This is a genomic window from Mycobacterium sp. (genome assembly GCF_035623875.1).
In the GTDB taxonomy this organism is placed as follows: domain Bacteria; phylum Actinomycetota; class Actinomycetes; order Mycobacteriales; family Mycobacteriaceae; genus Mycobacterium.
This window is the reverse complement of sequence record NZ_DASPSP010000330.1, coordinates 1-12,230: the sequence shown is the minus strand read 5'-3', so window position 1 is coordinate 12,230 and position 12,230 is coordinate 1. Positions and strand designations below refer to the sequence as shown.

The following is a 12,230-nucleotide window of genomic DNA, read 5'->3' as shown; positions in this document are numbered from 1 at the left end:
GTCGTACGCCTGGATTTCCAGCGATCCGCGTTCGGTGATCCGCCGCGCCGCGGGGCCTGTTGCCTTCGGCAGGCCTAGCTCACGGCGCTGCGCGTCCTCGAGCTTCTTCGTCACGCACCAAGACAGCCACTCGTACACCGTCACTGCGGAGCGGTTCAACGCCGCCCCGCTGGCCCGCAGCGGGAAGTAATGCAGCGTGGCCAACGGAATGTCGTAATACTCCGCGACGTTGGCAGCGGCCTGCTCGAAAGCCAGGCCGGTGAACAGCAGATCGGCCCCGTCCGCCAGCGACGTCAGCGTCGTGCTCACCTCCCCCCAGCACTGGGTAACGAACTCCCAAAATTCGCGCCACAACCTGATCAGATCCTGGATCCTCCAGACGCTGCGGGGGAAATCCTTCCAGACGTTCACGCCTAAATCCCTGTCCAGCGCCGTCTGCGAATCCTGTCCGTAGGCGACCACCGCAAGCCCAGCCGACTCGGCGAAGCCAACCAGGTCGGGCGGGACTGCCATGCGCACTTCGTGCCCTCGGCCCAGCAGCTCGCGGCCGAGGGCGGCGCAGGGCTCGACATCACCGCGAGTTCCATAGCTCACCAGCACAAATTTCATCGCGGCCTTTCAGTTGTCGTGCGCATAGGCGACGTCGGGGGCATCGGTCATTATCCGTCGTTCTTCGACTGTCGGCTGGACATTCTGCCATTGGCTTCGGCTGATCGTTCGCCGTTGGTTCCGACTGCAGCGGCGTTCGTAGGCGGCGGCGACTGGTATCGGAGCACGCTAGTCCGGGACGCCAGCGACGTATGTCACGCTGCCCGAGGGTCGCGACACCGGTATCCCGAAAGCGATCACGACGAACGACGTGCGGCGGATGCTCGACAGCTGCGACATCAGCGATCCCGTGTCCGCGACTACGCGATCCTCACGCTGGTCGCACGCTTGGACCTGCCATCGATCGAGGGCGGCGCGGCTGCAGTTGGACGACCTCGACTGGGACGCCCGGCGGATCGTCTTGCAAGGCAAGGCGTCCCGCGAGGACAAGATGCCGCTGCCCGCCGATGTCGGGGAGGCGTTGAGCGCCTACCTACACCAGGCCCGCCCAGCGACCGGCGAGCCGCCAGGTGTAAGTGCGGCCGCGCCGGCTCGGCCATCACCACTAGCAACGGATCCCCGGCGGCATCGGACACCCAGGTTTCCACCGTGGCCTGGGCGGCAACTTCAACCTGTCTGTCCGTGGCAGCGGATGGTACGTTCGTGATCCGCCCAAACCGGGCAAAGCTTTGGGCCATCATCCGCTGAGGAGCTCGATTTTGGCTGACGGCGAGCTGAACGCGCGCGAGGCGGAACACGTTGTGTGGGACGTGATTGTCGTGGGCACCGGCATGGGAGGCGGGATGCTGGGCTACTGGCTGGCCCAGTCAGGCCGCCGCAGGGTGCTGTTCGTCGAGAAGGGGCGCTCGACACTGCCCGGGGTGCCGGGGACGATTCGCTCTTCGATGCCGGAAGTGGCCGAGCCGCAGGCGGGCCGTTCGGCAGAGGCATACTACGACGCCTTGGCCCGGGCCGGGCGCTCAACCGACGAGATCGAAGACATCAGCGGGCGCTTCTCGCGGCGGTTTGTGCCGTTCATCGGCAGCGGGACGGGAGGGTCGTCGGCCCTCTATGGCATGGTCTGCGAGCGATTTTTCGTTCGCGATTTCACACCCCGGCAGAACTTCCGCAACCCCGGCGATTCCACCGTGCCGGATGCCTGGCCGGTCACCTACAACCAGATGCGGCCCTGGTACGCAGCGGCTGAGAAGCTGCTGGGGGTTCGCGGCCAGCCCGACCCCCTGCGGCCGGAGGCGGCCGAGGTCGGTCTGCCTGCAGCGCCGCCGTTTTCGGCAGACAACCAACCGCTGGTCGACTATCTGGCAGGTCGCGGATTGCATCCCTACCACCTGCCGATGGCTTGTGATTACGCCGATGGTTGTACCACCTGCCAGAGCTATCTCTGCCACCAGTCATGCAAAAACGACGCCGCCCGCAACTGCCTGCTGCCGGCCGTTGCCGAGCACGGTGCCCAACTGCTGCCGGAATGTCGGGCCGTGCGCCTGGACGCGGACCGCACCCAGGTCCGGCAAGTGATCTGCGAGGATCGCTCCGGCACGCTGGCCCTGAAGGCCAAGGTGGTGGTGCTGGCCGCCGGTGCGTTGGTCTCCCCGGTGCTGTTGCTCAATTCCCGTTCGGTCGATTGGCCACGCGGATTGGCCAACGGCTCGGACTGGGTGGGGCGCAACTTGATGCGTCATCTGATTGACGTGATCGAGATCTGGCCGCAACCCGATCGCAAGATCACGGCCCAGAACAAGGAGATCGGGCTAAACGATTTTTATTTCTGGGAGGGGCAGAAATACGGCACCGTGCAGTCATTCGGCTCGATGCCGCCCATGGAGGTGGTGACCAGCCGCCCCGGCTGGCGCGCGAAGGCGCTGCGCCTGATGAGCCCGGCGGTGCGCGGGATCTACGAGCGGTTCTTTAACGGCGGACTAGTGCTGACATCGATCATGGAAGATCTGCCCTATCTGGACAACCGCGTCCTGCCATCCGATCGGCCGAGCTTGGCCGGCCGCCAGCGGCTGCGAGTTCAGTATCGTCTTCACGCCAATGAGATCGAGCGCCACGCAGTGTTTTTGCGGCAATTGAAAGAGATGTTGGAACCGTTTCGCAAAATCACCCTGCGGGGCGCGGAAGACAATAAGGCCGTGGCCCACGTCTGCGGCACGTGCCGCTTCGGTACCGATCCCAAATCCAGTGTGCTGGACCCACAAAACCGGGCGCACGAAGTGGACAACCTGTACGTGGTGGACGGCTCGTTCTTCCCTTCCAGCGCCGGTTTGAATCCCAGTTTGACGATCGCGGCCAACGCCCTGCGGGTGGCCGCGCACGTGAACCAAGTGCATTTTGCCACCTGACAACCTGTTGAATGAGCAGCAAGGTTCCCGGCAAGGGTGAACTACCGCTAGGCGACATCCTCTCCATGCTTCCCCCGACATCGTGATCGAACTCGAAGTACTCAGAAGATCATTGGCGCTGTGCCGGCGTTAGTCCGCTCGATCGCCGCCCATGTGTCGACGCGGAACGCCGCCTGTTGTCCGAAGTTCCAACTGGGCGAACGGATTAGCGTTCAGGTCAGCTCGCGGAGCGGGCGGCTGCCAGCGCGATAGATCGCATCGATGACGGTCATGCTCTCGATAGCGTCTTCCGGCGTCGTCTGCACCGGTTCGCCGCGCAGCACCGCCCGGCGAAATGTCAAGCTGATACGCGTTAGGAGGCGCGCGTCTCCTCAACTGACATTCCCAACTTCGTGTCCCTGGTGGCCCCAGCTACCGGGGTGTTGCGCACGGGAATCACGAAATACGTTGCAAAACACCGAGATTGACCAGGCAAAATGTATTGCGGCGCAACCCATTTTGAGTGGTGCACCTGCTGAAACGAGGTTTCCGGCCAATTCCCAGTATTTTTTGGGCTACCACGTCCCGCCCCTGGCTGCGCGCACCATCGCCGCCCTGCTCACCCTGCGCGACCAGGTCATCGCCCCTATCCTCGCCGCGGTGCGCAGCCCCCGCATGGGACGCAAACCCGTGCACTGGACCCGCGTCGACCGTGACTACGAACGAATCCGCATCGATATGCAGACGCTCTTCAACGATCTCGCCATCGACACGCCGCTAGCCGCTTGAGGATTCGGCACAAACCAGCCATCCCACATCACCAACAAATTGTCGGAAGTCGATCCTTAAACGGCTAGCCTTACTTTAGATGTCCGTGTAGCCTGCCACCTCATGGAGCAGTCAGCCCCGGACGTGGTCAGCGCCGCCCTCGAGGAGATTCTCAGCGACGATCTACACGTCGACGTCAAGCGCGTTACCTCAGAGTCCCGGCTGATCGAGGACGTCGGGCTGGACTCGGTGGCGTTCGCGGTAGGAATGGTGGCAATCGAAGACAAGCTGGGGGTTGCGCTCTCCGAAGAGGATCTGCTCAGCTGTGACACCGTCGGCGACCTGGAGGCGGCCATCCGGGCCAAGGCCGCGATTGTCCAGTGAGCGTACTGGCGTCCGCTCTGTCCCGGGCGATGACCGCATCATCCGATGACCTCGTCGTTCTCGACCAGGACAGCGGCACCTGGAACCGCTACCCATGGCAGAAAGTGCACGCGCGCGCCGAGCTCGTTGCCGCCCGGATTCTCGCCGAGGACAGCGGTGGCGCGGTCGACCTGGTCGCCGCGATTCAGGGTGTCTGGCTTGCCGGGCGAAGCGTGTCAATCCTGCCCGGGCCGGTGCGCGGCGCCGACCCGCAGCAATGGGCGCAGTCGACGCTGAACCGATTTATCGCCGCCGGTGTGACCACGATCTTTAGCAACGGCCCTGCGCTGCAGCTGCTGCGAAGCGCCGACGCGCCGCTAGCCGTGCACGATGTCGCCGATGCGGCGCGCGGGCATCGGTCAACCACCTTGACGCCGGTAGCCGCCACGCCGGACACGCCCGCGGTGCTGCAGGCCACCGCCGGGTCCACCGGCACCCCACGCACCGCGCAGCTCTCACCGGCCGCGGTGCTGAGCAACGTCACTGGCCTGCTCCAACAGATGCGCGTCGACGTGTCCGCCGATTGTGGTTGCTCGTGGCTCCCGCTCTACCACGACATGGGACTGACCTTTCTGCTCAGCGGCGCGGTTACCGGGGCGCCGATGTGGCTGGCTCCCACTGCGGCGTTCGCGACCTCACCTTTTCGGTGGCTGACGTGGCTCAACGACAGCGCGGCCACCATGACCGCGGCGCCGAACTTCGCTTATAGCGTGATCGGCAAATACGCCCGCCGGGTACCCGACGTCGACCTGGGCCGACTGCGGGTGGCGATCAACGGCGGCGAACCCGTCGATTGCGCTGGGCTGGAGCGGTTCGCGACGGCGCTGAGCAAGTTCGGTTTCGATCCGCGTGCCGCCGCCCCGTCCTACGGACTAGCTGAAGCCACCTGTGCGGTGACGGCGCCGCGTCCTGGCACCGGTCTGCGGTACGACGAAATCCGCTGCACGACAACCGGTTCCGGAGAACCATTGCGCCGACACGCCATGCTTGGCGAGGCGATCCCCGGAATGCAAGTGCGGATCAGCCCGGTCGAGAATCAGCGCGTCGAGGCACCCGGTCGCGACGTCGGCGAGATCGAGATCCGCGGCAGTTCAATGATGTCGGGATATCTCCGCGAATCCCCGCTCGAACCCGACAGCTGGTTCAAGACCGGTGATCTAGGCTACTTCGCTGACGGCGGGCTAGTGGTCTGCGGCCGCGCCAAGGAGGTCATCTCGGTCGCCGGCCGCAATGTCTTCCCCACCGAGGTCGAACAGGTCGCCGCCGAAGTTCGTGGCGTTCGCGAAGGAGCGGTGGTGGCGGTCGAGGCCAACGACGCCGACCGACCCGGCCTGGTGATCGCCGCCGAATTCCGCGGTCCTGACGAGTCCGGCGCCCGCAGCGAGCTGGTGGCGCGGGTCGCCTCCAAATGTGGTGTCGTTCCGTCGAGCGTGGTTTTTCTGGCGCCCGGTCCATTACCGCGTGCGTCGTCGGGGAAGCTGCGCCGCCTGGACGTCAAGCGCAGTCTAGGGGTAATGAGCTAATGAGCCATTCGGCCGACCCGGGCATCGACAACTATCGCTCACTTCTCGACGAGGTGTTCGGCGACAAAGTGGTCGCGTGGACCGCGGAAGCCGAGGCCAGCGAACGCTTCCCGCGCGAGTTGATCGAATACCTGGGCAAGGCAGGCGTGTTCGCCCAGAAGTGGACCTGCGGCCAACACCCAGATATCGCCAAGCTCAACGCCCTGGCATTCGCGCTGGGTTGGCTGGGTTCGGCGGGTATCGGAGTCGGGGTGAGCCTGCACGACTCGGCTATCGCAATCCTGCGCAGGTTCAGCAAGTCCGATTATCTCAAAACTATCTGCGAGCAAGCCATCCGCGGCGAAGCGGTGCTGTGCATCGGCGCCTCCGAAGAGCTTGGCGGCTCAGACCTGCAAGCTGTGCAGACTGAGGTTCGTTCGGCGCGAGGCGGATTCGACGTCCGTGGTGTCAAGAAGTTCGTATCGCTGTCCCCCATCGCCGACCACATCATGGTGGTCGCCCGCGGCGTGGACCACGACGAGAACAGTCGGCACGGCAATGTCTTGCTGATAGCGGTGCCGACCGCACAAGTCGACGTTCAAGCGCCCTACCGCAAAGTCGGCGCGGGTCCGCTGGACACCGCCGCGGTGCGAATTGACACCTGGGTGCCCGAGGAGGCACTGATCGCCCGGGCGGGCACGGGCCTGGCGGCGATCTCCTGGGGGCTCGCGCACGAACGGATGTCGATCGCCGGGCAGGTGGCGTCGTCGTGCCAGCGAGTACTCGGCATCACGCACGCCCGGATGATGAGCCGCCGGCAGTTCGGGGCCACCTTGTTCGAGCACCAAGCGCTGCGAATGCGGATGGCCGACCTGCAGGCACGAGTTGATCTGCTTCGTTACGGGCTCAACGGAATTGCGGCCACCGGTCGGCTCGACCTTCGCGCAGCTGCGGCTGTCAAGGTCACGGCGGCCCGCCTCGGCGAGGAGGTGCTGTCGGAATGCATGCATATCTTCGGCGGTGCCGGCTACCTTGTCGACGAGACACCGATTGGCCGGTGGTGGCGAGACATGAAGCTGGCGCGGGTGGGCGGTGGCACCGACGAGGTGCTCTGGGAGTTGGTGGCCGCGGCAATGAAGCCCGACTACGACGGCTACGCCGAGCTTATAGGTGGCTGACACCGCCCGGCGGCGCGACACTGTGCTATCGAACTTCGGGGACGTCTTCGGGCGCCCTGGGCAATGCGTACAGCGCTTTCCGTCGATTGGTCATGTCGTGCTCGCCGAGAAAGGCGCAGCCGGCGGCAGGCTTATCGGCAGCCGGTTCAGTGGCGGCAGCAGGTTTGGCGCTACGGGGTTGGCCCACGAGCTCGTCGATGACCTCGCGGTCTGTGGTGTTGGCCGCGGTCACCGCCACGTTGGTGATCAGCTCGTCGTCAGGATCCACACTGAGGTGACTCTTGTAGCCATCGAAGGTTCGCGCCCGTGACTTGTGCCCTGGCGGACCTCGACATCAACGGTGGAGATCAACCGATCCCGGGCCACCCGCCGGGCGATGCGAAACACCCCATCCTCGCCGGCCTCGACGTCTTGACCGGCCACCAACCCCAGCAACTCGGCGGCCTCGGCCAGCGGCCCCTCCAGCTCGCGGCCATCCAGCGCCGTCAGCGCGGCCTGGGCATCCTTGACCAGCGCGTCCACCAGCGCCTCACGGGCTTTCGGGTCGTCCCAGTCGCACCGCGGCTTGCCCAGCGTGGCGTAGTCATCGTCGCGCGTGAATGCCGCGCGCACCGCGGTGGCCAACTCCGGGTCGGCCCGATCCGCCACCGTGAGCACTTTGCGGATCGCGGCCCACACCTGAATCACCGTGTCTTGGGTGGGCACCGCATCAAACAACGGGGTGGAATCAATCACCCGGCGCCGTCCCCGCAACAACCCGGCCGCCCGTGCGGTCGTGTTGACATCGTCGAACAGCCGCCGCGGCCGATCAGACTTCCGTAGCCGGTTGCGCATTCCGACCAGCATCGTGGCATGAAACACCCCGGCCCCCACCGCAATACCCGCGGCGGCCTTCCCGCGCAGATCAAAGGCCAACCGGTCGCAGGCCTCCCGATCCGAGAGCCCCTCGTAGGCCTGCAGCAGCATCACGGTGGTGATCACCCGCGCCGGCACCGGCTGGCGGCCCAAACTCGAGCGCTTGAACAAGAAGTACTTCGCCGAACAACGCGGCGCCATGCTCAACCAGCAGCCGATAAATACTGCCCTCGGGCAGCTGATCGCCCACCAAAAGCATCACGTCATCGAATCGGCCCTGCCGATTCTCACGTGCCAAAGCCACATACCGATCCTGCTGGCGAACCGCGCCAAACCCGCTCAGGCACGCCGAAACCGGGCCCACTAAATCAGCGGCGTCCTAGGCTTGGCGAGTCGTAAACATGCTCAATGCCCATGTCGGACAACAATTACCGACGCTGCTCGCTGGCGACGGTGGCCAAGAGCCCATCGAAGTCGATAGCGTGCTCATAAACTCACGCGGACTGTATGACTTCCTTCGGGCCAAGGGCCTGCTACCCCGCAAACAAGGCTTGGTCCACCAACGCGAGCCGATTGTCCGGCCGCGCATCACCGTTGGATGCGCGGCTGTCAAGGGATGCACGTGCAGGGCGTATCCGGACTGGCACTGATCAGCCTCCGACGACGGATCGATTCGCCCGTGACGCCCTGCGGAGCGTACACCTCGTCACTGAGAGTAGCCGATCCGGTGCTCCAGCTCGGCCCAGCATGTAGCTCAGACCCCAGCAGTGTCGACGACCCCGACGGCCGTGAACCGCAGCCCTGTTATCGCCACGTCAACCGCGCGAAACTGTGGATGACAGTCCCGTACACCGGTTCCACACTCGTCTAGCCTGTTGCGGCACTGCCGACACTCGACCAGGCCCTACGGCCGGACGGTCGCGGGCGTCGTCGCGCGTCGAGGCCGCACGGCGACGATTCGTTAGTCGATCTCGCCAGTCAGGTCGAACTCAGCCAGCGTGCGCGCAGCCAGCTCACGCAAAGCTGGCTTCGTGTTCTTGGCGCCCGGTTGGTAGGCGACGACGGTGATGCCAACCTTGCCGCCGATGCGCCCAGACTGCAGCATCATGTGGCCGCCTGTTCGCTCAAGCCACTGTCGCGTTACGTGTTGCCTAGTCTCTCGTGCGGTGGCGTACTCGGCGTCGGTGCCATCGAGGCGGCACAACACCGAGCCGAGGTCGCCGAGATTAGAACAAAACACCGGGAGATCGGGGTCGGCCGCTATCCCATCGGCCAGCCGTTTCAACGCCCGCTTCGGCGTGAACGGGATCAGCCAAAGGAGCTGCAACGACTCATCTGGCGTCTCCCGCACACTCCTCAGCACCTGCTTGAAAATGGCGGCGCGGACGTCACGCAGATCCGTCGTTACCCGCGTCGGATCGACGATGACGCGCGCAAACGACAATGCGTTCGCACGCGTATCACCCTCAGTGCGTTCGCTTATAGGGAGTTGTACGGTGACGGCGCCGTCACCGGCACGTCGGCGCCCCATGCGCTCGCCGAGTTTCGCAGCCAACCCCGCGGCCAGCGTGTTACTCGTTCCGCCAAGAGCCGTCGCACGGGCATCCCAATCGTCCAGGTCGATGCGAATCGTGATAGTTGGGATGACGATAGCGTCATCGCCGTCGCCTCCACGGAGGGCGACGGGTCGCGATGCTCGTGATCGGGCAATATCGTGCCGGCGACGACAGGCCAGTTTTGCCGCCACGATAAGCGCCCGGGCAACCTCAGGCGCGTCCTGCGCTGTTTGTCGGGCATCCTGAACCACCGCGCGCAGTCGAGTGCGTGAACGCGGCGGTGGATAGCCAAGATCGCGCGTGTTGCCCAGGACCGCATCAGCTACCGTGAGGACGAGCCCAAGGCCGTCGATCAGGTGGTGGGAAATCACCAGGCTGACCGCGGTCGAGCCGTCGGTAAGTGGAAGGACGCCGAGATGCCAGCCGGGCCCGCTTTCCGGATCAGTAGGCAGTTGTAAGCGTTCATCAGCCCAGTCGCTGAGTTCAGCGCGTGGACGGGCGCACTCAGCGATATCGATGTCCGACGGCCCCCGATCGGAGACCCACCGATGTCGGGCGAACGGCAGCGGCGAACACTCGATGCGCCGTCCCAACAACCCGTAACCGAGATTGTGGTGAAAACGCCTCAGCCCATCGAAGTCGATAGCGTGCTCATAAACCCACACGCACTGGATGACTTCCTTCTGGCCGGTGGCGCGGTCCCCCGCAAACAAGGCGTGGTCCACGAACGCCAGCCGATTGTCCGGCCGCGCATCACCGTTGGATGCGCGGCTGTCAAGGGATGCACGTGCAGGGCGTATCCGGACTGGCACTGATCAGCCTCCGACGACACGGATCGATTCGCCCGAGACGTGCAGTTGCGCGAGCGCATCGCTTCCATATGTTGCCGTCAGCATGTGGCCATTATGTACTGTTCGCCGTTCGGTCAATACCGATCACCGAACATGCGAACCCGTGAGTTCAGACGCCAACGATGGTCAGGAGGTGTTCGATGCCTCGGAAGTCGTCGACGTTTCGCGTGTAAAGGGGGAGGTTGGCGGCTAGGGCGGTGGCGGCGATTAACAGATCGACCGCCCGGGCGCCGTGAGCCTTGCGCCCGGTCGCGATGACCGCGGCGTAGATGCGTCCGTAAGTTCTGGCAGAGTCGCCGTCAAACGGCAGCGGGTCGAAGGCGGCCTCGGCTCGTTGTAGGCGATCTCGACGTCGCGCTAGCTCGCCGGCATCGCCTGTCGCGGGGCAGGCGATCTTCGCGTTCGTGGGGTCGGGGCGTGGAACTTCAACCTGCCTGTGTCGGCCGATGGTACGTTCGGGATTCGCTTCAACATCGATGACCGCCAGGTCGCACCCGTCTAGCCGCCCGGACAGCCCGGTGGTGGTGATCGCGGCGATCGGCGCGGCGTCGTCGAGCATGAACCGGATCCGCGCGGCCGGGTGCGCCGGGTCGATCGGCAGATGGGCCGCGCCGGTTTTAAGCACCGCCAGGATCGCCACGATTGCCTCGGCGGAACGGGAAACTAGCAGCGCCACATACGCACCCGGGCCCACGCCGTGGTCGGCCAACAGGTGCACCAACCAGTTGGCGGCCTCATCATTTACGACGCCGCCGCCCGGGCTTTGGACGCTAGATGCTCAACGGAATCGGGTGCCGACCTCAGTAGATCCAACTCAGACTAATGAATGTTTGAGTTGTTTGCCGTACATACTGACCGATTCGGCAGTCAGCATCTCGTTATGCGTACAGTCGATCGAGTACACGGTAATGTCGCCAGCAACGTAAGGTCGCCAACTTCGCAGAAGATACGAACTCTGATCGTTCAGATCCCGCGCAGCAGAAAATATGATCATATCACCATTGAAAACACCGGGTTCGTGAGCTGGATACAACGTCATGCCATTCTTAACGTTGTGCACAAAAAAATCCAGAACCTGTTTGTATCGAGGAAATTCTGCGGCTCCTCGTTCGCGAAGTAGTTCTTCTATCTGCTCGTAGGTAAGCGGCCCATCCTGTTCTGGAACGCCCTTAAGATAGTAGCGCAAGACTTCTATCATCGGTTTCCAATCGTCTAACTCCTGGATCTCGATGCTGGGAAGGCCGTCGAGAACGACAAGGCGTGCAATTACGCATCCGCGTCGCTGAAGCTCGATGGCGATTTCATGGGCGATCATGCCTCCCGCAGACCAGCCGAGAAGGTTGTAGGGCCCGGTAGGATAAACCCCTTGGATCCTGTCGGCATAGTTTTTCGCCATATCGCGAATTGACCCAGGTTCAACTTCTTCGCCCTGCAGGATTTGTTGGATTCCAATGATCGGGCAGTCCAAGTAATTACCAAGAGCCAGGTACGGCCAACTCACCCCACCCAAAGGATGAATGCAGAACAGCGGCACGCCAGTACCCTTCTTCAGGGTCTGAACCGGAATTACTTCTTGCAAATCAGTGGTATCGCTATCGCCACGATGCCGGTGCAGATAGTCGGCAAGATCCCCGACGGTGGACGCTTCGAACAGATACCGCACCGGCACTTCCCTGCCCAACGCCAAGTGCAGCCGCGCACTCACCCGGGTGGCGATCAACGAATCCCCGCCCAGGGCGAAGAAGTCGTCATCGAGCCCGACCCGATCCACGCCCAACACCTCGGCGAACACCTCGGCGACGATCTGTTCGGTCGGGGTCTGCGGCGCCCGGAACGCTGCGGCGGCAACCACCGGCGCCGGCAGCGCTTTACGGTCGATCTTCCCCGAGGAGGTCAACGGGAACTCGTCAAGCACCACAATCTGGGCCGGCACCATGTACTCGGGCAACCGCGCGCTCAACTGCTGGCGCACCGCGCTGATCTTGGTGTTGGTCTGGGGGTCATTGGCGTGGGTGCTGCGTTGCTGGGCGGCCCCGGTGGGGGGCAGGTAGAGGTCGGTCAGCGCTACAGTGTGCTCGGGGTCGGTGGGGGTGAACAAGACGGCGTCGAGGGTGCCGGGTTGGGCGCCCCAGGTGACCGCGACCTGGTATCCGGTAGTTTCGCCGAG

General features: G+C 64.2%; 8 protein-coding genes and 4 pseudogenes. 5 read left to right on the top strand and 7 right to left on the bottom strand.

Annotation, left to right across the window (positions count from 1 at the left end):
- Window positions 1-609: glycosyltransferase (locus VEI45_RS26235; RefSeq protein ID WP_324857731.1), on the bottom strand; the 609-nt coding region annotated here is incomplete at its 3' end.
- A gap of 698 nt (window positions 610-1,307) precedes the next feature.
- Here VEI45_RS26235 and VEI45_RS26230 point away from each other — a divergent pair.
- Entirely contained in the window at window positions 1,308-2,951 is a 1,644-nt protein-coding gene (locus VEI45_RS26230) for a GMC family oxidoreductase (RefSeq protein ID WP_324857729.1), read from the top strand.
- 212 nt (window positions 2,952-3,163) lie between these two features.
- Here the strand turns inward: VEI45_RS26230 and VEI45_RS26225 are convergent.
- A pseudogene (locus VEI45_RS26225) lies at window positions 3,164-3,302 on the bottom strand (gfo/Idh/MocA family oxidoreductase); the annotation flags it as partial.
- Between the two features lie 96 nt (window positions 3,303-3,398).
- Between VEI45_RS26225 and VEI45_RS26220 the strand changes: the two are divergent.
- From VEI45_RS26220 to mbtN, 4 genes are all read left to right on the top strand, one after another.
- Window positions 3,399-3,719 (top strand): hypothetical protein, encoded by a 321-nt coding sequence (locus VEI45_RS26220; RefSeq protein ID WP_324857727.1) that lies wholly within the window; start codon window positions 3,399-3,401, stop codon window positions 3,717-3,719.
- Window positions 3,720-3,821: 102 nt separating this feature from the next.
- Entirely contained in the window at window positions 3,822-4,082 is a 261-nt protein-coding gene (locus VEI45_RS26215) for an acyl carrier protein (RefSeq protein WP_324857725.1), read from the top strand.
- Window positions 4,079-5,644 carry a long-chain-fatty acid--ACP ligase MbtM gene (gene mbtM / locus VEI45_RS26210; protein WP_324857723.1) on the top strand — a complete coding sequence of 522 codons (1,566 nt, stop codon included), beginning with the start codon at window positions 4,079-4,081 and terminating at the stop codon, window positions 5,642-5,644. The genes VEI45_RS26215 and mbtM overlap by 4 nt, the downstream gene beginning before the upstream one ends.
- A complete protein-coding gene (gene mbtN / locus VEI45_RS26205) occupies window positions 5,644-6,801 on the top strand; it encodes a mycobactin biosynthesis acyl-ACP dehydrogenase MbtN (RefSeq protein WP_324857721.1) in 1,158 nt (385 codons plus the stop codon). Before mbtM ends, mbtN begins: the two co-directional genes overlap by 1 nt.
- 25 nt (window positions 6,802-6,826) lie before the next feature.
- Here mbtN and VEI45_RS26200 read toward each other — a convergent pair.
- From VEI45_RS26200 to VEI45_RS26175, 5 genes and pseudogenes are all read right to left on the bottom strand, one after another.
- A pseudogene (locus VEI45_RS26200) lies at window positions 6,827-6,922 on the bottom strand (acetyltransferase); the annotation flags it as partial.
- Window positions 6,923-7,960 (bottom strand): annotated as a pseudogene (locus VEI45_RS26570) (transposase); the annotation flags it as partial.
- A 657-nt stretch (window positions 7,961-8,617) separates the two neighbouring features.
- Complete coding sequence (locus VEI45_RS26185) at window positions 8,618-10,024, bottom strand: hypothetical protein (protein ID WP_414687599.1); 1,407 nt, start codon at window positions 10,022-10,024, stop codon at window positions 8,618-8,620.
- A 505-nt stretch (window positions 10,025-10,529) separates the two neighbouring features.
- Window positions 10,530-10,802, bottom strand: a pseudogene (locus VEI45_RS26180) (AMP-binding protein); the annotation flags it as partial.
- A gap of 75 nt (window positions 10,803-10,877) precedes the next feature.
- Window positions 10,878-12,230, bottom strand: a 1,353-nt coding sequence (locus tag VEI45_RS26175) for a thioesterase domain-containing protein (RefSeq protein ID WP_324857717.1), incomplete at its 5' end; no start/stop codon positions are given.